At 23.8% G+C, this 22,755-nt stretch carries 20 protein-coding genes, 1 tRNA gene and 1 pseudogene; 9 read left to right on the forward strand and 13 right to left on the reverse strand.

The genetic code is table 11. The annotated features are described in order from the left end of the window. Positions 1-16: 16 nt before the first annotated feature. The 3 genes from H0H50_RS03095 (at position 17) to H0H50_RS02670 (ending at position 2,651) form a co-directional block, all read left to right on the forward strand. A complete protein-coding gene (locus H0H50_RS03095; protein ID WP_238784193.1) occupies positions 17-394 on the forward strand; it encodes a glutamate ligase domain-containing protein in 378 nt (125 codons plus the stop codon). 79 nt (positions 395-473) lie between these two features. Next, positions 474-1,478 carry a pyruvate dehydrogenase (acetyl-transferring) E1 component subunit alpha gene (pdhA, locus tag H0H50_RS02665; protein ID WP_185867079.1) on the forward strand — a complete coding sequence of 335 codons (1,005 nt, stop codon included), beginning with the start codon at positions 474-476 and terminating at the stop codon, positions 1,476-1,478. A gap of 18 nt (positions 1,479-1,496) precedes the next feature. Next, positions 1,497-2,651: a dihydrolipoamide acetyltransferase family protein gene (locus H0H50_RS02670; RefSeq protein WP_185867080.1), complete on the forward strand. Its 1,155-nt coding sequence runs from the start codon at positions 1,497-1,499 to the stop codon at positions 2,649-2,651. Here the strand turns inward: H0H50_RS02670 and H0H50_RS02675 are convergent. Both H0H50_RS02675 and H0H50_RS02680 read right to left on the reverse strand, forming a co-directional pair. Continuing rightward, positions 2,648-3,367, reverse strand: a complete 720-nt coding sequence (locus H0H50_RS02675; protein WP_185867081.1) for a DUF475 domain-containing protein — start codon at positions 3,365-3,367, stop codon at positions 2,648-2,650. The two genes, H0H50_RS02670 and H0H50_RS02675, sit on opposite strands and share 4 nt — an antisense overlap. 4 nt (positions 3,368-3,371) lie before the next feature. Next, a complete protein-coding gene (locus H0H50_RS02680) occupies positions 3,372-5,204 on the reverse strand; it encodes an ABC transporter ATP-binding protein (protein WP_185867082.1) in 1,833 nt (610 codons plus the stop codon). A 113-nt stretch (positions 5,205-5,317) separates the two neighbouring features. Between H0H50_RS02680 and secD the strand changes: the two genes are divergently transcribed. Then, positions 5,318-8,071, forward strand: a complete 2,754-nt coding sequence (secD, locus tag H0H50_RS02685; protein WP_185867083.1) for a protein translocase subunit SecD — start codon at positions 5,318-5,320, stop codon at positions 8,069-8,071. Then, positions 8,068-8,334 carry a Sec-independent protein translocase subunit TatA/TatB gene (locus H0H50_RS02690; protein WP_185867084.1) on the forward strand — a complete coding sequence of 89 codons (267 nt, stop codon included), beginning with the start codon at positions 8,068-8,070 and terminating at the stop codon, positions 8,332-8,334. The genes secD and H0H50_RS02690 overlap by 4 nt, the downstream gene beginning before the upstream one ends. Positions 8,335-8,341: 7 nt before the next feature. Here H0H50_RS02690 and H0H50_RS02695 read toward each other — a convergent pair whose 3' ends face one another. From H0H50_RS02695 to H0H50_RS02705, 3 genes are read right to left on the reverse strand one after another with little or no spacing between them, the layout of a single operon-like run. Beyond that, the gene (locus tag H0H50_RS02695) at positions 8,342-10,459 is read right to left on the reverse strand and encodes a SurA N-terminal domain-containing protein (RefSeq protein ID WP_185867085.1); all 2,118 of its coding nucleotides are present in this window, start codon (positions 10,457-10,459) and stop codon (positions 8,342-8,344) included. Between the two features lies 1 nt (position 10,460). Then, the gene (locus H0H50_RS02700; RefSeq protein ID WP_185867440.1) at positions 10,461-11,732 is read right to left on the reverse strand and encodes a hemolysin family protein; all 1,272 of its coding nucleotides are present in this window, start codon (positions 11,730-11,732) and stop codon (positions 10,461-10,463) included. 1 nt (position 11,733) lies between these two features. Further along, the gene (locus H0H50_RS02705) at positions 11,734-12,162 is read right to left on the reverse strand and encodes a hypothetical protein (RefSeq protein ID WP_238784194.1); all 429 of its coding nucleotides are present in this window, start codon (positions 12,160-12,162) and stop codon (positions 11,734-11,736) included. A gap of 123 nt (positions 12,163-12,285) precedes the next feature. On the opposite strand from H0H50_RS02705, the gene H0H50_RS02710 reads away from it, so the two are divergent. Next, positions 12,286-12,358: transfer RNA gene (locus H0H50_RS02710), tRNA-Phe, on the forward strand. A 12-nt stretch (positions 12,359-12,370) separates the two neighbouring features. Here H0H50_RS02710 and H0H50_RS02715 read toward each other — a convergent pair. The 4 genes from H0H50_RS02715 to H0H50_RS02730 all read right to left on the reverse strand — a co-directional run bounded on the left by H0H50_RS02715 (position 12,371) and on the right by H0H50_RS02730 (position 17,132). Continuing rightward, the gene (locus H0H50_RS02715) at positions 12,371-12,883 is read right to left on the reverse strand and encodes an OmpH family outer membrane protein (protein WP_185867086.1); all 513 of its coding nucleotides are present in this window, start codon (positions 12,881-12,883) and stop codon (positions 12,371-12,373) included. 34 nt (positions 12,884-12,917) lie between these two features. Beyond that, positions 12,918-15,389 carry a BamA/OMP85 family outer membrane protein gene (locus H0H50_RS02720; RefSeq protein ID WP_238784195.1) on the reverse strand — a complete coding sequence of 824 codons (2,472 nt, stop codon included), beginning with the start codon at positions 15,387-15,389 and terminating at the stop codon, positions 12,918-12,920. A 69-nt stretch (positions 15,390-15,458) separates the two neighbouring features. Further along, on the reverse strand, positions 15,459-16,190 hold the full coding sequence (locus H0H50_RS02725; protein ID WP_185867088.1) for an isoprenyl transferase: 732 nt from the start codon (positions 16,188-16,190) through the stop codon (positions 15,459-15,461). Between the two features lie 57 nt (positions 16,191-16,247). Continuing rightward, a complete protein-coding gene (locus H0H50_RS02730; protein WP_185867089.1) occupies positions 16,248-17,132 on the reverse strand; it encodes an NAD kinase in 885 nt (294 codons plus the stop codon). Positions 17,133-17,277: 145 nt separating this feature from the next. Between H0H50_RS02730 and H0H50_RS02735 the strand changes: the two are divergent. The 3 genes and pseudogenes from H0H50_RS02735 (at position 17,278) to H0H50_RS02745 (ending at position 19,362) form a co-directional block, all read left to right on the forward strand. Next, positions 17,278-18,203, forward strand: a pseudogene (locus H0H50_RS02735) (GHMP family kinase ATP-binding protein). A gap of 12 nt (positions 18,204-18,215) precedes the next feature. Beyond that, positions 18,216-18,935 carry a pseudouridine synthase gene (locus H0H50_RS02740; RefSeq protein ID WP_185867090.1) on the forward strand — a complete coding sequence of 240 codons (720 nt, stop codon included), beginning with the start codon at positions 18,216-18,218 and terminating at the stop codon, positions 18,933-18,935. Between the two features lie 4 nt (positions 18,936-18,939). Beyond that, on the forward strand, positions 18,940-19,362 hold the full coding sequence (locus tag H0H50_RS02745) for a type II 3-dehydroquinate dehydratase (RefSeq protein ID WP_185867091.1): 423 nt from the start codon (positions 18,940-18,942) through the stop codon (positions 19,360-19,362). On the opposite strand, the gene yihA is transcribed toward H0H50_RS02745, so the two are convergent. The 4 genes from yihA to fabF are packed head-to-tail and all read right to left on the reverse strand — an operon-like array spanning position 19,329 to position 22,752. After that, positions 19,329-19,958, reverse strand: a complete 630-nt coding sequence (yihA, locus tag H0H50_RS02750) for a ribosome biogenesis GTP-binding protein YihA/YsxC (protein WP_185867092.1) — start codon at positions 19,956-19,958, stop codon at positions 19,329-19,331. The two genes, H0H50_RS02745 and yihA, sit on opposite strands and share 34 nt — an antisense overlap. Continuing rightward, on the reverse strand, positions 19,933-20,727 hold the full coding sequence (locus tag H0H50_RS02755) for an alpha/beta fold hydrolase (RefSeq protein WP_185867093.1): 795 nt from the start codon (positions 20,725-20,727) through the stop codon (positions 19,933-19,935). The genes yihA and H0H50_RS02755 overlap by 26 nt, the downstream gene beginning before the upstream one ends. A gap of 32 nt (positions 20,728-20,759) precedes the next feature. Further along, positions 20,760-21,503, reverse strand: coding sequence for a ribonuclease III family protein (locus H0H50_RS02760; protein WP_185867094.1), 744 nt, complete (start codon positions 21,501-21,503; stop codon positions 20,760-20,762). After that, the gene (gene fabF / locus H0H50_RS02765; RefSeq protein WP_185867442.1) at positions 21,493-22,752 is read right to left on the reverse strand and encodes a beta-ketoacyl-ACP synthase II; all 1,260 of its coding nucleotides are present in this window, start codon (positions 22,750-22,752) and stop codon (positions 21,493-21,495) included. The genes H0H50_RS02760 and fabF overlap by 11 nt, the downstream gene beginning before the upstream one ends. Positions 22,753-22,755: the final 3 nt, after the last annotated feature.

Below are 22,755 nucleotides of genomic sequence, written 5' to 3' on the forward strand. Positions count from 1 at the left end.
TTATCGTTCTCAAGTTTTGATTAAAAATAATGTAAAAATTATTATAGATTGTTATAATGCCAATCCAACTAGTATGAAAAAAGCACTGACCTTTTTTAATAATATACAAGGAAAAAAAATAGTTATATTAGGTGATATGTTAGAGTTAGGTTTATTTTCTAATAATGAACATGAAAAGATTATTTCTTTTATAAAAAAAAGCAATATTGATATTGCTTTTTTAATTGGAAATATTTTTTTTAACACCAAAAAAACTTCTAATAAGATAAGAAAATTTACCAATAAAAAAAATTTTGTTGATTGGATTAAAAAATTTTCTATTAAAAAAACAGACTATATTCTTATTAAAGGATCTAGAAAAATTGCATTAGAAAGCCTTATTCATTTGATTTAAATTATTTTTCTTTTCTTTGTTTATTGAATCTTAAAGATTAAATTTGTATGTAATGATTTCATAAAATTTTTATAATGTAATGAAAGAAATAACCACGGAAACCTATATTAAGTGGTTTAAGGATATGTCTTTTTGGAGAAAATTTGAAGATAAATGTCGTTCTCTATATTTAAAACAAAAAATTAGAGGATTTTTGCATTTGTATAATGGACAAGAAGCGATCCCTGCTGGATTGACGCATGCAATGGATTTGTCTAAAGATAATATAATAACCGCTTACAGATGTCATATTTTTCCTATTTCTATGGGAGTAGATCCAAAAAAAGTAATGGCGGAACTATTAGGAAAAAAAACTGGTACTTCTCATGGAATGGGAGGATCTATGCATATTTTTAGTAGAAAACACCGTTTTTACGGTGGACATGGAATTGTGGGTGGACAAATTCCATTAGGAGCTGGAATTGCTTTTGCAGATAAATATTTTAATAGAAAAAAAGTTACTCTAACTATTATGGGAGATGGAGCTGTAAGACAAGGATCTTTACATGAAACATTTAATATGTCCATGATATGGAAACTTCCTGTTGTTTTTATATGTGAAAATAATCAATATGCAATGGGAACTTCCGTTAAAAGGAGTAGTAATATGGAAGAAATATACCAAATAGGAAAATCATATGGAATCCCTTCTTATCCTGTAGATGGAATGGATCCAGAAAAAATAGCAAAAGTAGCATTCGAAGCTATAGAAAGAGCTAGAAAAGGAAAAGGGGCTAGTTTTTTAGAAATTAAAACATATAGATATAGAGGACATTCTATGTCTGATTCTGAATTATATCGTACTAAAGAGGAAGTTTCTTTATATAAGAAGAAAGATCCTATTTTAAAATTAAAAAATATTATCATAGAAAATGAATGGGAAACCATAGAAAATTTGAATATTATAGAAAATGAAGTTAAGAAAAAGGTAGAATCTTGCGTTGAATTTGCAGAAAAATCAGATTTTCCTTCTTTAGAAAAAATGTATAATGTTGTTTATCACGAAACAAATTATCCTTTTCTAGATAAAATTTTACCTTCGTAAAAATTTAAAATAAAAAGAATGGCAGAAATAATATCCATGCCCCAATTAAGTGATACAATGAAAGAGGGGACTGTAATTAAATGGAATAAAAAAATAGGAGATAAAGTTTCAGAAGGTGATATTTTAGCTGAAATAGAAACGGATAAAGCGACTCAAGATTTTGAGATAGATATTAGTGGTATTTTACTTTTTATTGGGGTTAAAGAAGGAGAAACTACACGTGTAAATGATGTATTGGCAATTATAGGAGATGAAGGGGAAGATATAAGTCATATTATTTATGAATTAGAATATAAAAAACAAGAGAAAAAAAATCAGGAATTTAAGGAAAAGAAAAAAAAAATATTTATTTCTCCTGTAGCAAAAAAAATGGCTAAAGAAATAGGAATTCCTATAGATAATATTAAGGGAAGTGGAGAATATGGAAGAATTATTAAAAAAGATATAGAGTTTTACGAAAAAATAAAATTAAAGAAAAGTGAAGATCAAAATACAGTTAGAACTCTTCACTCTTCTATAAGAAAAAAAATAGCAGAACATTTAACTCATTCCAAATTTTCGGCTCCACATTATTATTTATTTAGTGAAATAAATGCGGATAAATTAATTGAATTTAGGAAAAATTTAAATGATAAACTTTCTTTAGAAGAAAGAATATCATTCAATGATATTATCATCAAAGCAGTTGCTAAATCTTTGGTAAAACATCCTGATATGAATGTATCATGGAATGATGAAGAAGTTATAATACATCCGCATGTACATATAGGAATAGCTGTAGCTATAAAAGATGGATTGATAGTTCCAGTTATTAAAAATGCAGATCAAAAATCATTATTGCAAATTTCTAAAGAAATTAAAGATAAAGCATTACGTTCAAAATCAAAAAAAATACAACCAGAAGAAATAGAAAATAGTACTTTTACAGTTTCAAATTTAGGAATGTATGGCATAGAATCTTTTACTTCTATTATTAATACACCTAATACATCCATATTATCTGTAGGATCTATTATGAGACGCCCAATTGTTAAAAATTATAAAATTGAAATAGGAAATGTAATGAAAATTACATTATCTTGTGATCATAGAATTATAGATGGGGCTAAAGGAAGTGAATATATTCATTCACTTAGGAAGTTTTTGGAAGATCCTATTACAATATTATTTTAATTTTTATTTATTATTTTTTTTATATATGATAAAAAAATGGGAAATATAAATATTGAAAAAGTTAATAGAGAAAATATTTTTTCTGAAAAAAAAAATAAAAGAAAATCAGGTGTATTTTTCTTGAAAAAAGAAGAAATAAGTTTAATTCCGAGAATAATGATTACAGAAAAAGCAGAATGTTTTAATTCTATAAATTTTTCCATTAGTTGAATGAAAAATTGTGCAATCAGTCTCATTGATAAAATTCCTATGCATACACCTAAAAAAATTAATATAAAATTTTCTGATAAGGCAACAGAAGCAAAAATGTTATCAATAGAAAAAGCTAAATCCATCATTTCTATGATAATAACAATTTTCCAAAAAGAATTTCGTGTTTTTTTATTTTTTAAATTATTTGATAAATTATTTTTTTTTATCAAAAAATGATGGAATCCTACAATAATTAAGTATATTCCCCCTAATGGTTTTAACCACCATATCTTTATTAAGATAGAAGCAAATAATAAACATAAACCTCGGAAAAAATATGCTCCAATAATTCCATATTTTATAGCTTTTTTTCTATCTTCTTTTTTAAGGTTCATAACCATAGAAGCTAAAATGGCAGCATTATCTATAGATAATAGACTTTCCAATAAAAATAAATTTATTATAATAGAAATAGATAAAAGAGGATTATGAATAATTTCTGTAATACATTTTTCAATGTTCATTTTTTTAAAAGCTTTGTAGAGCTATTAACTTACTGTAAGTCCCTTTTTTTAAAATTAGAGTCTTGTGTTTTCCTTGTTCTATAATTCTTCCTTTTTCCAAGACTATAATATGATCAGCATTTTGTATAATAGGAGAAGATAATTTATGTGCTATAACAAGAGATGTTCTGTTTCTCATCATTTCATTTAAGGCTTTTTGAACGGAAATTTCTGATTCTGTATCTAAAGAAGAAGTAGCTTCATCTAAAATCATAATTGGAGGATCTTTAAATACAGCTCGAGCTATACTAATTCTTTGTTTTTGACCTAAGGATAATTTATTTCCATTATGACCTATAATTGTCCCATATCCTTTTGGAAGTTTTTTTATAAAGCAATGTGCATTAGCAATTTTAGCTGCTTGTATAACCGAATTTATAGATATTTCTTTTTCTACTCCTAATGCTATATTATTAAAAACAGAATCATTAAAAAGAACTGGTTCCTGAGTTACAATTCCTAACAATTTTCTATAATCTTTAATTTTTAAATATTTAATATTAGTTCCATCTACAGTAATTTCTCCAGATGTTACATCATAAAAATTAGCCAGTAAATTGGCGATAGTAGATTTTCCACTACCAGATCTACCTACTAAAACTACAGTTTTTCCTTTTTTTAAAGAAAAACTTAAATTTTGAATTAATATCAATTTGTTGTAGGTAAATGATACATTACGAAATAAAATTTCATTTTCAAAATGAAAAATAGGTTTATATCTAATTTTTTCATTTGATACACATTTAGTATTCAATATTTCTACAATACGTTCCGCAGCGGCTTTTCCTTTTTGAATATTAGATATAGAATTAACTAAACTTTTCGCTGGATTAATAATTTGAAAAAATAGCCCTATAAAAGGTAAAAGAATTTCTGGTCCCATTCCTTTTTTTTCCAAAAAAAGTTTTCCTCCATACCAAATGATCATAATCATTGTAATAGAACCTAAAAATTCGCTTATAGGAGAAGCTAATTCTTTTTTTCTATTAACACGAGCAGAAAGCATTTTCTGGTATTCAGATACTTGTTCAAATCGTTTTTGCATTTGATTCTCAGCGTTGAAAATATTTATAATCTTAGTAGAATTTAAAGTTTCTTCTATAACAGAAAATAATTTTCCTAATTGATTTTGAGCTCCTCTTGCATCTTTTTTTAAACTACTTCCTATAATAGATATAAAAGTTCCCATTAAAGGAAGTAACAAAAAAGCAAATAATGTTAGTTGATAACTCATCAAAAACAAAGTAAGTAAATGGAATACTAACATGATAGGAGAACTTATTAAGTTAGCCAAAGAACTCACAATAGAAATTTCTATTTCATTAACATCATTAGACAATCTAGACATCAAATCTCCATTTCTTTTATTTGAAAAAAAAATTATGGGTAAAGAAAGTATTTTTTTATGAAAATCATTTCGAATATTTCGAACTATAGAAGTTTTTATTTCTATTAAGAAATATTCTGCTAAATATCGAAAAATATTTCTACTTAAAAAAAGTAAAATAATGAAAATACAAAATATAGCTAAAGTATTTATTTTTCCATATTCATATGATAATATTTTAACATAATCATGGAAGTATTTTATAATAAAATCGAAAGAAACATTAAAAGAATTAAAAAATGTTGTTTTATTTTTGTATTCAGAAGATTCAAGTAAAATACTTAATACAGGGGAAATAGATATAATGGATATAACTGAAAATAAGGAATATAAAAAATTACATGATATATTGATGATGTAATAATATTTATAAGGTTTCGAATAAGCCAAAATTTTTTCAAGTGCATTCATTTAATTTTCTTAATCCCAATAAAGATAGTTATAAAAATTTTTTAATCTGTTAATAAAATAATAATTTCACATATAAATTTTATGTTATTTTATGCAAATTGATAGAAAATAAAATGCGTATAAAAAATTTTTTTACGATTTTTGTAACTATAATATTGACTACTATTTGTTTATATTATATATCACATAGTATAATCATACATTCTAGAAATTATACAAATTTAAAAGATAATAAAAAAACTTTAAATCTAGGATTAGATTTAAAAGGAGGAATCAGTATGATTTTAGATATATCTGAAAAAGATTTATTGAAAAAATTTTCTGAAAATTCACAAAATTTTTTTTTTCTAAAAGCATTAGAAAATGCAGATAAGAAAAAAAAAGAATATCCAAATACAGATTATTTATCATTTTTCATTAATTCTTTTAATCAAGAGGTAAAAAGTCAAAAATTAAATATAAGTTTATCTTCTCCAAATTTATTTGGTAATAAATCGAACATCGAAGATATCGATTTGAATAGTTCTGATTTAAAAGTGGAAAGATTTTTAAGAAAAAAAATAGAATCATCTCTAATTTCTATTCAGAATATCTTAAGATCTAGAATAGATAGATTTGGTATTATACAACCTAATATACAAAGAATTAAAAATTCTAATCGAATTTTAGTAGAATTATCTGGGATAAAAGATATAGATAGAATAAAAAATATTTTAGAAAAAAAAGCGGAATTGCATTTTTTTGAAACTTATAATTTACAAGAAATTATTTCATATTTTAATACAATAAATAAATTTTATGATAAAAAATATTATAAAAACGAAAGAAAAAAATCCTTCATAGATTTTTTGAATCTACCTCTTATTAAATCTTTAAATACAGTGGGATTAGTTCATATAAAACATAAAAAAATTATTTCTGATTTTTTAAATTCTTCTAGGGTTATAAATTCTTTACCATATCATTTACATAATGTAAAATTTTTATGGGGATATAAAAATTTAGATAATTTTTTGCAATTATTTGCTGTAAAAATAGATAATCATGAAACATATAATTCTTTGAATGGAGATATGGTTACTCATGCTTATAAAACTTTTGGCCCACTTAACGAGATCTCTATAAATATTAAAATGAATCAAGAAGGAACTGAAAAATGGAAAATATTTACGGAGAAAAATACGGGAAAAAGTATAGCAATAGTACTTGATAATTTAGTATATGCAGCTCCTGTAGTAAAATCTGTAATTCCAAATGGAATGTCTCAAATATATGGAAATTTTTCAATACAAGAATCTAATGATTTAATCAATGTATTAAGTACAGGCGAATTACCTACCTCTGTCAAAGTAATTCAAACTGATATAATAGGACCTTATTTGGGAAAAAAATCTATTCAAAAAGGAATCATATCTTTTTTAATAGCTTTCTTTTTTATATTTATTTGGATGTTTTTTTATTATTCAATTCCAGGATTATACGCAAATATTGTTCTATTTTTTAATATAATATTTATTTTTGGTATACTCATTTCTATGAATGCAGTATTAACTTTTCCTGGTATTGCAGGAATTATACTCACATTAGCTATGTCCATGGATGCTAATATCCTTATTTACGAAAAAATTAAAGAAAATCTTAGAAATAAAATTTCTATATTAATATCTATCAATAATAGTTACACATTACAGGGAGCTTTATCTTCTATTATAGATGGACAAATCACAACTTTATTATGTGGAATCATTTTATTTTATTTTGGAATAGGACCAATACGAGGATTTGCAACTACTTTAATTATTGGAATTATGATATCTATGTTTACTTCCACTTGTTTAGGAAGATTATTTTTAGAATGGCATTTAAAAAAATATAAAAAGATCTTTTTTAAAAATTTGAATAAAATTCAAAGTATGCAATATGATTTTTTATCCAAAAGGAAATGGGCTTATATGATTTCTTGTATTATGATAATTATTAGTATACTATCTTTTTTTTTAAAAGGATTCAATCTAGGACTAGATTTTGTTGGAGGTCGTTCTTATGTGATTCTTTTTGATCGAAAAATAGTTCCTGAAAAAATTTCTGAAATTTTATCAAAAACATTTATGGAAAATGGGATACCTTCCTTTCCTAGAGTACAAACATTCGGAGATGAAAATCAACTAAAAATAGTAACAAAATATAAAATATGGGAAGAAAACGATCAAATAGATGAAATGATTTTGAAAAAAATGTATACAGCTTTGAAAGCTTTTTTTCCTATAAATTTCAATGAATTTAAAAATATAAAAAAAGATAAATCTTTAGGTCTTTTATCTATCGAAAAAGTAGGACCTATAGTAGCTATAGATATAACTCATAAGGCGTTCATATCTATTATTATTTCTTTGATAGGAATTTTTATATACATTTTTATGAGATTCAAAAAATGGCAATTTGGCTTAGGTGCAGTGGCCTCTTTAGTTCATGATTCAATTATTGTGCTTGGAATATTTTCTTTTTTTCATAAAAAACTTTCTATTTTGGAAATAGATCAAACTTTTATAGCTGCTTTATTAACGATAATAGGTTATTCAATTAATGATACCGTAATAGTTTATGATAAAATTAGACAAATTTCAAAAAAAACATCAATTATGATGAAAGAAACTATAAATCAAGGTATTAATAGTTCTCTAACTAGAACTATTAATACTTCTTTTATTACTTTATTAGTAATTTTAATCATTTTCTTTTTTGGAGGAAAAATTCTTCATGGTTTTATGTTCGCTTTATTTGTTGGAATTAGTATTGGAACTTATTCCTCTATATTTATAGCCCCATCCATAGTATACGATTGTTGTAAAAAAAATATAAAAAAATGAAAAATTTTTTGTTTATTAGTATAGAAGAAAGTTTTTTTATCATTTTTATAGCTATCCTTGTTTTTGGGCCTAAAAAAATCCCCGACATAGCTCGTGGATTAGGAGAAGGAATACGATATTTAAAAGAAGCCAAAACCAAAATTAAAAATGAAATTATTCAAAATAATATAGATTCATCTGTAAAAAAAAAAGAAATTTCTAGTTATGAAAAGAAAAAAATAAAAAAATACATACCTCCTTATTCTATAAAACGGAATAATTAGATATCAATTATATATTTTTTCTATAATCTTTAATTTCAGATTTTTCAATTAATACATTTCCTAATTTTTCTAAAACATGTTTTCTTAAGTCTCCATTTAAAGATTCTATTTCAGGATAAAAATAAGAAGGTTTCTTAGATATATTAAAACGTTTTAATGGTCTTATAAAAAAAAGACCCTTTTCTCCTAATATGGGTTTCGAAGTCTCATGTAATTTTGATGAAAAAGTATATCCTATTACTTTAGGTTCTTTGTATCCTTCAATCATAGATTGATAAAAATTAATTTTATAAGATTTTTTTATTTTTTTAGAAAAATGAGAAGCTATTTTTTCCAAATTTCTATGTTTATTTTTTATTACATTAGATATATAATGATCCATTTTTTTCTTAATAAGAAAAGGGATTAAATTATTTTTTATTTCTTCAATGGGAAATCCTTTATTTTGAATTTTAGATAAAAAAACTATGATATAATCTTTATTTGAAGTAGAAAAAATATTAATATCTCCCTCTTTTCTATTTTGTTCATAAGACCAGTTTATAATTTCTTTATCTAATTCTGTATTTAAATCGTTAATATTCCATTGATAATTTTTTATTTCTTTCAAAAAGATAGTTTCATACCTTTTTTTTCTTGCATTATTAATAAATGTATTAAGATCAGAGTTTTTATTTTCTTTCATAAATTGAACTACCTTTTGATAAAGTATCTCTTCCGTTTTTTTTGATGGATTCAATGTTTTGATTATTATGGCTAATTGGTAAGTAGGTTTTATATCTTTTATTTCGTCAATTCTGATGATATGATATCCGAATTTAGTTTCAGTAAAACCTATAGTTCCTTTTTTATTTTTTGAAGAAAAAAAATCAAAAGATCCTTTAAAAGATTCATTTTGTTCTTCATATTTTATCCATCCTAAATTTCCTTTATTTTTTTTAATAAAATCATCAGATTTTTCCATAATTAAAGAATTGAATTTATCAGGATTTTTAACCACAATATCATATATCATTTTTGCTATTTTTTTAGCTTTTTTTTTAGATCTATTATTGGAATAACGTATAGCTTCTTTATGAGATATTAATATGTGGCTCAATAAAACGGAATTATATACCATTTTTTTCCCCGTCAATTTAGCCATAATATAGATATTATTGTCTTTAATAGGACCAAACATACTCCCAACTTTATTTTGTTTTTCAACAAAGTGTTGCAAAACAATAGGGAGATTTTTTTTCAAATAAAAATTTTCATCAAAAGGTTTTTCAGATTGATTAGAAACAATTGTAGAATTATAATTGGAAAATTTAAATTTATTAAATAATTTTTTTATTTCAATATCCATGTTCTTTTCATCATCCAATGATGGATAAGAACGGAAAAATACAAAACTAAGATTTCTTAAATTCTCTTTTTTGTATAGAAATTTATTTTTATTAATATAGTCATAAATTTCATGACTTTTTATTTTATAATATTTTTTTTCTATTTCTGAATAAGGAATAAATACATAATCAATTATGGAAAATAAATTTTTATCTCTATAATTTAATTGAGCTTCCATAAAAGATGTATTGAGCCCATACATCAACATCTCTACATATTTTTTCGCAAGAATCCTTTTTGGAATATTATTTTTTTCATAATACCAAATATTTTTCTCTGCTTCTATTTGAGGAGTTAAATTTGAAGATGATTTTTCTAAATTTTTCAAATACAATCTAAATTTTTCCATGTCCATTTTTCCTTTTTCATCTTGAAAATCGATTATTTTACTATATATTGATTGATTTTCTATAGCTTTCCAAAAATCTTTTTTTGTACTTTGTATTCCTAATTTTTTTGCTTGCTGATTCAATACTTTTTCATGAACTAATAATTTCCAGGCATCATTTTTCAAATAATGATCTGCCTCATTTTCACGAAATCGTTTCAAGAATTGAAAATAATCAAGATATTCTTTTGAAAAAATATTATCCCCATTTACTTTTCCAATGATAGTGGAATTTTTAGTAATAAATTTCATTAGAATATTAGGATCTAATATAAAAAAAATCAAAGATATACTTATAAATAAGAAAATTAACCATGTATTTTTTCTGATCTTTTCTAAAAAACTCATTTTAAAAATTTTTTTTAAGAAAAACTTCTTCTATTTTATTTTTAGATACTTTTTTAATTTCAATATAAAAATTTTCATTGATGATAATTTTATCTCCGTTTTTTGGAATATTCCCTGTATAAGTAACTATCAAACCTCCTAAAGTTTCATATTTATCAGATTTAGGAAGATCTAAATTATATTTAGCATTAATAAAATCGATTTCTAAACGTGCAGAAAACAAAAATTCATGATCATTTAATTTATTATCCAATAATAAATTTTCATCATGTTCATCTTTTATATCTCCAAGAAATTCTTCTAAAATATCTTCTATAGTTATCATCCCTGCTGTTCCACCGTATTCATCTAATACTATAGCAATACTTCTTTTTTTTTTAATTAAAAGATCCATAATTGTTCTAACAGGAGTTGTCACATAAACTAATTCTACTGATTTAATTATAGACTCAATATTTTTTGGTTTTTTCAGTAATTCTGAATAATGAATGTAACCTATAATATTATCTATATTATTTTTATAAATTACTATTTTAGATAATCCGCTTTCAGTAAAAATATTTCTAACATTATCTATAGAAGAAAATACCAAGTTAGAAGAAACTATTTCCTTTCTAGGTACCATACATTCTCTTGCTTTTTTTTCAGAAAAATCCAAAGCTTTATGAAAAATTTCAATTTCAGATTCTACAATTTCTTTTCCTTTGACATTATTCTCTATATTTTCTGATAAAAAATAAATTAAATCTTCTTTATCAAAAAATTTCTTTTTATCATGTTCTTGTTCTCCTAAAATCTTTAAAAAAACATTAGAAATCCAAATAATGGAATTGGTAACAGGATAAAATATTTTATATATTACATATACAGGTACAATGAATAAACTCAATAATTCATTTGAATACACACTAAATATTATTTTTGGAATAAATTCACCAATGATCAAAATAATAGTAGCTGAGAATACTGATTCTAAAAAAATCATCCACAAAGAATTATCCAAAAATTCCTTTGGAAAAATAGATAAAAATAATTTTCCCATATAAATACCATATATAACTAAAGATATGGTATTCCCAATGAGCATTGTAGTGATAAATTTTTTGGAATTACTAATACTTTTTGAAAGAAGTTTAGAATGAAAAGATCCTTTCTTTTTTTCTTTTTCTAATTCTATTTGAAACAAGCTAGAAGAAATCATAGCCATTTCCATTCCAGAAAAAAAAGCAGATACAAGTATCGTGATAAACACGATACTAATATGAAATATTATACTATTTAATAGGTAAAGTCCCACTAATATTTCTTAATCTAATTTCTTTTAAATCTTCAGAAGCTTCAATTCCATTTGCTGCATGCAGCATCATTCCATCTGAATTAGATATGGTTGTATATTTTTTATTAAATATTCTTTTATTTTTTATATCCCAAAAAATTTCCTCCGTTTTTAAAAAACTACCTTTAGGACTCATAATTTCGATATTTCCTTTAATGTGGTAAAATCTTTTATCGATTGATTTAACCCAATCAGCACTAAGATAAGTATATTTATTAGCATTATTATTATAAATAAATAAATTTAAACCATTCGGAAACAAAGTATAAAAATCATATTCTTTAATAACAGAAGAATAAATCAAAAATTTTAATAATCCTTTTTCTTTATATAAAATACTTGTTTTAATAAAAATGTTTTTGGGCACTTCTTTTTTATTTTTTTTTATTATAGGTTCTCTGTTTATACAAGAAAACAGAAAAAAAAATAATAAAAAAATATGATGATGAAATTTATTACTAACTATTTTATTGTACTTTTGTTTTTATATGGTATCTTAGCTCAGTAGGTAGAGCAAAGGACTGAAAATCCTTGTGTCCCCGGTTCGATTCCGGGAGATACCATATTCTTATGTTTTATTTTAATCCTAATTCTTTTTTAACTTCTTCAGTTATGTCTTCTCCTTTATTTACCAAAACTCCTTTTCCAGGACTACAATCATCAACTCTTATAATATTTTTATCTTTATCTATTACTTTATGAATAGCATTTTCTATCTTCTTATATATAGGATTTAATAACTTGTTTTGATTTTTAGTTAAATCATCTGAAGCTGTTTTCTGATAGGCATGAGCTCTTGCCTGTAAAATTTCTAATTCTTTTTTAAGAACTGGATTTTTGCTTTTTTGAAATTTGTCTGCTTTTTTATGAAATTCTTTTGCTAATTTATCTAAAATATTTTCATGAATTTTATTAATTCTATCTAATTCTTTTTGAGCAGCAAAAAACTCTGGCATTCTTTCTATTATAACTATGCTATTAAGACAAACTATTTTTTTATGACATTCCTTCAAAGAATTAGAATAGGAATATGAATATCCAAATAAAAAGAGAAATAATAGAAAATAAAAAATTGTATTTTTTTTCATATAATTTTAATTTGGTATTTTTTTTTGTTTTGTCTCACAAATCTTTTCCTACTATAAAATGTGTTTTCCATTTTGATTTATTTAAACCATGAATTATATCATTATCTATAGGATAACCAAAGTCTATTCCTAAAAAACCTATTGGAAGCCAAAACAAACGAAATCCAAATCCAAAAGATTTATTCATAATTAGTGGATTAAACTTTTTATAATAATCACTAATATTTCCTCCTTCTATAAAACAGGTAGTCCAAACTTTCAAATTTGATAAATCCTTAATTAAATAACGTATCTCCAAAATAAGTTTATTATAAATTGTTCCTCCATTATTTTGATGTTGAAAAGAATATCCTCTTAATGGAATATGATCTTTATCATATAATTTCGGTCCTAATAAATTACTCTGCACTACTCCACCCATATAAAATTTTTGAAACGGTAATAATTCTTTTGAATTTTTATACTTTCCTAAATAACCTAATTCTCCTCCTACTTTCAACACCATATTATCTATAATTTTTCGATACCAAAATAAAATCATTTTCAATTTAAAATATTCCATCCATTCCTTATCTCCACTATTCTTCAAAATTATGGAATATGGAAAAGTGAATATGCTATTCAACTGTATTTTGGATCCTTGGAATGGAAAAATAATGTTTGGTCCTGTTGAAAGTCTTTGTAATGAAATTAAATAACTGAGATTATTAAATTTACGTTTTTGATATAAGTTAGAAGAAATTTCTTTTTTATAAAGAAGTTTTTCGTAATCTATAGATGTTAAAATTTTAGAAAAAGGATCTAAAAAAGTTAAAAACTTGTTTAAATAAATAGATATTCCTATTTTTTCTAAAAATTGTTTTTCTTCTTGTGATATTTTAGTATTTTTATATATTTGAGATAAAAAATCTAAATCCTCTTCTTTTTTAATTTTTATGACTGAATATTGACTCTTAAAAGTAAGAGAAGTAGGATTAGTTCTTTCTATCCAAGGTTCTGTGAAAGTAAATCCATAAGATGTAAAATCTTTTCCTAATTGACTATGAATAGTTAATTTTTGTCCATCTCCTTGAGGAATAGGATTCCATGAATTATATTTTAAAATATTTTTGATAGAAAAATTTCCAAAGTTCAACTTAAAATTTCCAATAGTTTTTCTAAAATCTTTTCCTCCAAATCCGCCATGAAACTGAAATTCATTAGTATTTTTTTCAACTACATGCCATTCTACGTTTACCCAACCATTTTTTTTGTTAGGTTTAATTTCATGATATATTTTATCAAAAAGATTTAGATTTTCCAAATCTAATAAACTATATTTTATTTTTTCAATAGAGAAAAGATCTCCTGGATAAGTTTTTAATTCTCTTCTAATAACATGATCTTTAGTTATTGAATTCCCTAATATGATAACTTTATTTATGTATACAGGTTTATTTTCCTCTATTTTAATTTCTAAATCTATTTTATTATCTAAAATTCTTTTTTCTGTAAAAGAGATATTAACAAATAAATGGCCTAAATTTAAATAAGCATATAAAATACTATCAGAATAAGAAGGATTTAAAATATTTTTATTAATTCCAATTTGATTATAAACATCTCCTTTTTTATAACAAAAAATTTTTTTCAAAAAATTTGTTTTTAATTTTTTATTTCCTAATATATTAACGTTTCCTAAATAATATTTTTTACCTTCTATAATTTTTATTTTTATTCCATAGTTTCCAGATTTTTTTTTCCATACAGAATCTAAAAATACTTGAATATCAAGATATCCTATGGATTTATATTGATTGATTATGTTTTTTAAATCTTCTTTTATATTTTCTTGAACAAAAAGAGGTTTTTTGATGACTGAAATAAAATAAAAAAAGTTTTTTTTATTTTTATTTATTAAATTAAATAATTCTTTATCTTGAATGATTTGATTTCCATCAAACAATATTTCTTCTATTTCAATTTTGTTTCCTTTATTTATATATAAATATAAAACATTCTTATTGTAATTATTCTTTTTAATTTCGCTTTTTATATCTATCTCATGATATCCTTTCTTTGTATAATATTCTTGTATATCATTTTTTATAGTTTGAATAAAATCACCAGAAATTTTATCTCCAACTTTTATTTTTTTTATGTTAGGAAACTGATCATCTTTAATACCTTTACCTTCTATTTTTATTTCATGAATTTCTTCCAAATCTTCCAATTCAAAAAACAAATCAATTTCATTTTTATGCACATTTTTCTTATAAATGGATATATTTTTAAAAAGATTACTATTCCATAATTTTTTTACAGCATTATCTGTTTTTATTCCATAAATATCAACTAATTCTCCAATAGAAATACCCGATAATTCAGAAATAAAACTCCTATCATATTTAGTTTTTCCTATAACATGTATTTTTCTTACAACAAAAGAAAAATTATTTTTATAATTATTTGTAATGGTATCATTATTGTTTTTAACATAAAATGATAATCCTTGTTGGATTTGCATTATTATTAGTAAACAATAAAAAATATTTTTTATAAAGATAAAAAGGTTTATTTTCATGAATGCAATAAATTATTCTACGTTTCCAAAACGACGTTTTCTTTTTTGATAATTTATTATAGCTTCGAAAAAATCTTTTTTCCGAAAATCAGGCCATAAAATTTTTGTAAAATACAACTCTGCATAAGCAGATTGCCAAAGTAAAAAATTACTAATACGCTGTTCTCCACTTGTTCTAATAATTAAATCTACATCTGGTAAATCTTTAGTGTATAAATGATTTTTAAAAAAAGAAAAATTTATATCTTTTATAGAAAATAAACCATTGCATACTTTTTTAGCAATATTTTTTGTTGCTCTTAAAATTTCTTCTCTAGCACTATAACTCAATGCCAAAATCAAAGTTCCAGATGTATTATGTTTTGTTTTTTTCATGAAAAAAAATAGTTCTTTTTGAATTATTTCAGAAAATTTTTCTATTTCTCCTATAGTAATAATTTTCACATTTTTTTCATGAATTTCTTCTAAATGAATTTTTAAATTAGTGTGAAATAAATGCATTAAGTTATCTATTTCTTCTTTAGGTCTATTCCAATTTTCTGAAGAAAATACATATAAAGTTATATAAGGAATCCCTAATTCTTTACATCCAGTTATAGTATCTCTTACAGACTGTATCGCTTTTTCATGACCAAATGTTCTCATTTTTCCTCTTTTCTCTGCCCAACGACCATTTCCATCCATAATAACAGCTACATGATGAGGAATATTATTATAATCTATTTTTTCTAATAATTTTTTCATAAAAAACCACAAATACATCTTGTACAAAGATATAAATAAAAATAAAGATCTTTACATTCAATTTCTTTGATCCATACCCCATAAAAGTTTTTCTCTCAATGTTTTGTAATATGTATTTTTTCCTTCTTGAATAAGATATATGTAAAAAGGAGCTTTTTGAATGCATAATTCATCATCTTGATTCAAATAAGTTAATCTTGTATCCATGGATAAAGAATAGGATTTAACACGACTATGTATTTTTAAATAAACTTTTTGATGATCTGATATGATCAATGGACGTGAAAATAAATTATGTGGAGAAATAGGTGTAAGAACAAAATTTTTATTATCAGGACTAATAATAGGACCTCCGCAACTTAGAGAATATCCAGTTGATCCAGTAGGAGTAGAAATTATTAAGCCATCTGCCCAATAAGAAGTTAAAAATTCATTATCTATATAAGCATCTATAGTAATCATAGATACCGTTTCTTTTCTAAGAATAACAATTTCATTCAATGCAAAATTGAAAAATTTATTATGATCTGTTATAGAGGTTTCTAAGTACAGTAAACTTCTAGGCATTATATGAAGTTTTTTATTAAAAATTTTATCTATTTTTTCTATAAAAACATCTTTATTAAAAGTAGCTAAAAAACCTAAGTTACCCGTATTAACTCCAACAATAGGAATACCAGAATCTCTGATTAATGTAATAGCTGAAAGTATGGTCCCATCTCCTCCAAAAGTAAACATTAAACTAAAATCTTTAGTTAACTCTTTATGATGAGAGAATAGAGGAAAATTTAAATTTTTGAATTCTTTAAAAGAAGATAAAACATTAAAAAATGATTTCTCAATATGTATTTCTATTGAATGACTAGAAGCATAGCCTATGAACCGATTCAAATATGGTATATTTTTTTTGCAAAATTTTTGTCCATATATGGCTATTTTCATTTTTATATTTTCTTAATCAAGAAATCGGAAAATTACTAAATTAATTATTTTATTCAAATAAATATCTAAAATTAAAATAAATAGTTTTTATTAAATTTGTTTTTTCTTTGAAAAAAAATGAAATTAAAATAATGATAAATATAAAATGAAAGAGTCTTTGTTTCCTGCAAAAATATTGTTATTTGGAGAATATGGAATTTTAGAAAATTCAAGTGCCCTTTCTATCCCTCATAACATTTACAAAGGAACTTTAAAAATTCATTCTGAATCTAATAAAAATATTTTATGTTCCAATCATGAAATTAAGAAATTTCATAATTTTTTATCTATTCTAGAAAAAAAAAACAAATTTCAACAAAATTTTATTTAAATAAATTATATAAAGATATACAAAAAGGCATGTTTTTTCATTCAAACATACCTCAAGGATATGGTGTAGGAAGTTCTGGAGCATTAGTAGCTGCTATTTATGATAAATACGCAAAAAATAAATTAAAGGGATGTTTAAAAAAACATATAATAATTTTAAAAAAAATATTCAGTCAAATGGAGTCTTTTTTTCATGGAAAAAGTTCTGGAATAGATCCATTAATTTGTTATTTAAATCGACCTTTACTCATTAGATCCAAAACGGATATTTCTATAGTCAAAATTCCAAAAAAAAATGAAGGAAAAGGAGCAATTTTTTTATTAAATTCTGGATTTCCTAATAAAACTGATTCTATGATCAAATTTTTTATGAAAAAATTAAAACATGATAAATTTAAAAAAATTATCTTTTCAGAGTTTATAAAATATAATGAAAAATGTATTGAATCTTTTTTAAAAGAAGATTTTAAAATTTTGTTAAAAAATGTAAAATTATTGTCTACTTGGGTTTTTAATCATTTTCGCCCTATGATTTCTAAAAATTTTTGTAAAATGTGGGAGGATGGAATATTCAATAATATTTATTATTTAAAGTTATGTGGCTCTGGAGGTGGAGGTTTTATTTTAGGTTTTACACAAAATTATGATTTATCTAGGATAAAATTTAAAAAATATACAATGGAAATTATCTTTCGTTTTTAATTCATTTTTTTTATGCATCATAAAAATAAAATTAGACTAAATCATTATTTATCGAACGCAGGAGTTTCTTCCAGAAGAAAAGCGGATCAACTTATTCAATCTGGAGCCATAGAAGTGAATGGAAAACCAGTATTCAAATTAGGAACTATCATTCATACAGATGATATTGTTAAATTTCATGGATCGAAAATACAATATAAAAATAAAATTTATATACTTCTCAATAAACCTAAAGGTTTTATTACTACTACACAAGATCAACTTAATAGAAAAACAGTCATGAATTTAGTTCCCTATCTATATCTATCTGAATATAGAATTTTTCCTGTTGGTAGATTAGATTGTTCTACTACAGGAGTTTTGCTTCTAACAAATGACGGATACATAACTGAAAAATTAACTCATCCTAAATATCATATAAAAAAAATATATCATGTATCATTAAATAAAGAAATTAAAAATGAAGATTTAGATGAAATAAGAAAAGGAAAAATTTATCTAAAAGAAGGAAAAGTAAAAGTTATTTTTGTCAATAAAAGGAATGTTAAAAATCAAGTTAAAATAGGATTATATCTAGGATGGAATAGAGTCATTAAACGAATATTTAAAAAACTGGATTATCAAGTTACTCGATTAGATAGGGTAAATTTTGGGGGGATTACCAAAAAAAATCTTAAAATAGGAAACTGGTGTTTTTTAAAAAAAGAAGAGATAGAAAATATTACTAAATAATAACATGAAAAAAATAACTATTATTAATGGTCCTAATTTAAACCTTTTAGGAATAAGGGAACCTGAATTGTACGGAAATGAAAATTTTTTAGATTATCTTAATAAATTAAAAAAAAAACTATTTCCTAATATAGAAATTCTTTATTATCAAAATAATAGTGAAGGAAAAATTATAGATATTTTACATTCTATAGGATTCCAATCCGATGGAATTATACTCAATGCAGGGGCTTATACTCATACTTCTATAGGAATTTCTGATGCAGTAAAATCTATCACTTCTCCTGTAATAGAAGTTCATATATCCAACATTTATTCTAGAGAATCTTTTAGAAAAAAATCGTTTCTTTCTCCTGTTTGTAATGGAACAATTTTTGGATTCGGATTCAAGTCTTATGAATTAGGAATAATGAGTTTTTGTTTATGAAACTGATAAGAATCATTTAATTTTTTGATATATTGAATTATATGATCAATCCCATATTTGTTTTTTACAGATATTTTAAACCATATAGGCATGGAAAAACCATTTTTTTCAATTTCCTTAATACAAAAAGAAATATTCTTATCAAGAAATTTATGACTTTTTAATTTATCCGTTTTTGTGAAAACAATGCAAAAATGTATTTTAAAATAGTTTAATTTTTGTATGAAATCTAAATCTATTTTTTGTATGAAAAACCTACAATCTATCAATAAAAATAAAAAAAAAAACGTTTTTTTATCAAAAATATAATTATTTATTAATTTTTGCGTCTCTTTTTTATTTCTTTTTACAGAACAGAATCCATATCCTGGTAAATCTACCAAATACCATTTGTGATTTATCAAAAAATAATTGATGCATTGTGTTCTTCCAGGACAAGAGGATACTTTAGCTATTTTCTTTTTGGCTATACTATTTATTAAACTAGATTTTCCAACATTAGAACGTCCTATAAAAGCATATTCAGGAAAATTATGAACCAATAATTTATTTATATTTTTTAAACTTTCTTTAAATTTTGCAGAAAAAATTTTCATGATTAAAATTAAATTTAGAAAGCCATTTTTCTAATATTTTTATGAATATTTTAGGGTGTTCCATCATAGGAACATGTCCGCATTTATCTATCCAATGTAATTCTGAATGAGGTAATAATCTATGAAATTCTTTAGCTACTTCTGGAGGAGTAACATGGTCTTGTTTTCCCCAAATTAAACAAATAGGTTGATGAATAACAGATAAATCTTTAGACATATTATATTTCATAGCACTTTTTGCAATATATAAAGTTTTAATTCCTTTTTTTTTATCATTTACAATATGAAAAACTTCATCTACTAATTCTTTAGTGGCAATATTAGGATCATAAAAAACTTCTTGTGATTTTTTTCTAATATATTCATAATTTTCTCTTTTAGGAAAAGCATCTCCAAAAGCTTTTTCAAACAAACCTGAACTTCCTGTTAAAACCACAGAATGAACTAAGTCTATTCTTTTTTTGGCTATGATTAAAGCAATGTGTCCTCCAAGAGAGTTTCCTATTAAAGTAGCTTTTTTAATCCCTATTTCCATTAAAAATTGAGTTACATATTTAGATATGTTATAAATATTAGTCAAAAACAATGGCATATTATAAAGAGGTAATGAAGGGATGATAACTTGATAACCTTTTTTTGGAAAAAAATCTAAAAGAGCTTTAAAATTGCTTAATCCTCCCATTAATCCATGGAGTAAAATCAAAGGATGACCTTTTCCTTTTTTTATATGAGAAAATTTTTTTTCTTTATTCTTAATAAGATTAAACATAACATCATACGATTTTCTTTATTTTTATGTTTTTAAATATTTTTTTTATATTGTTTCTGAACAATAAAATAAGCGGCTTTAGCTGCCATTTCTTCTGATTTTTTTTTAGAAAAACCTCTACCTTTAGTTTGAATTCCGCACTTCGATATTGTAAATTCAGATAAATAGATAATTTGATTTTTTTCTTCTTCTTTTTTTTCTCTAAAAGTTTTAAAATTTATAAAAAATTTATTTTTTTGAGACCATTCGATGATCCATCCTTTATAACTGAAAATTTCATTTTGTATTTTTTCAAGATTTACATGAGTATGTAATATTTTTTTATGGACAAAATCTTCACATCCTTGATATCCTTTTTCAAAATAAATAAACCCTATCAAAGCTTCAAGTGTATTTCCCAGTATATTATCAGATATTATAGATTTATCTAAAAAAATATCTGAAATAGTCAATTTTCTAGATATTTCATTTAAATTTCTTCTACATACAATTTTTGATCGTGTTTGAGTTAATTCTCCTTCTTTTTTTTCAGGAAATTTTTTACATAAAAAATGTGATATTATAGAATTTAATATAGCATCTCCTAAAAATTCTAATCTTTGAAAATTAATAGAATAATTTTGATTTAAATTTCTTTTTTTTGTAGAAAAACTATATATGAATGTCTCCTTTAAAAATTTCGTTTTTTTTGGATAAAAACCTAATATTTTTATTAGTCTATCAACTAAAATAGAATATTCATTATTATCAGTAATAGTACTATTTTCAGACAACATTTATTTTTTTAAATAAAATACAAACATTATGCCCTCCAAAACCAAAAGTGTTACATATACTTATTTGAATCTTTTTATTTATAGCTTTATTTGGAGTTAAATTAATTTTTGGATCTATATTTTTATCTATATGAAACAAATTTATAGTTGGAGGAATAATTTCTTTGGTTAAAGGAAGAATAGAAGCGATTGCTTCTATAGCTCCAGATGCACCTAACAAATGTCCCGTCATAGATTTTGTAGAATTAATATCTATGTTGTGTATATTTTCACAAAATACTTTTTGAATAGCTTTAATTTCTGCAAGATCTCCTAACCTAGTAGATGTTCCATGAGAATTAATATGATTAACTTCTTCATATTTGATCCCTGCATCTTTAATAGCTGATTTTATAGCCAACACTATTCCTTTTCCTTCTGGATGAGGCGCTGTAATGTGATAAGCATCTCCAGACATACCTACTCCTCCTATTTCAGCATATATATTAGCTCCTCTTTCTTGAGCGTGTTTATATTCTTCAAGAACAAGACATCCTGCTCCTTCTCCTAATACAAAACCATCTCTATCTTCATCAAAAGGACGTGATGCCGTTTTATAATCTTCATTTCTGGTAGATAATGCATGTAAAGCATTAAACCCTCCAACTCCACTTGGCGTAATAGCAGCCTCGGATCCTCCAGTAATCATAATATCAGCCTTTCCTAAACATATTAAATGATAAGCATCTACAATAGCATTAGAAGATGAAGCGCAAGAAGATACCGTTGCATAATTTGGACCGTGAAGACCATAATTCATAGAAATAAAACCTGCAGTGATATCTATCAGCATTTTTGGAATAAAAAAAGGACTAAATCTAGGATATTTATCGCCATGTATATAATCAGAAATAGACTCTTCTAAATTTAAAAGACCTCCAATTCCAGATGCCCAAATCACTCCTACTCTTTCTCTTTTTTCTTTTAAAAAATTGATTCCGCTATTTTTTATGGCTTCTTCAGAAGCTATAATGCCATATTGTGCACAAGGATCTAATTTTCGTTTTTCTTTTTTATTAAAAAAAATATTTGGATCATAATTTTTTAATTCACAAGCAAATTTAGTTTTATATTTTTTAGTATCGAAATAAGTAATGGGAGCACAACCATTTTTTCCTATAACAAGAGAACTCCAATACTCATCTATATTATTACCTATAGGAGTAATAGATCCTAGACCAGTTACCACTACTTTTTTTAATTTATCCATATC

Source organism: Blattabacterium cuenoti (assembly GCF_014252015.1).
Taxonomy (GTDB): Bacteria; Bacteroidota; Bacteroidia; order Flavobacteriales; family Blattabacteriaceae; genus Blattabacterium; species Blattabacterium cuenoti_U.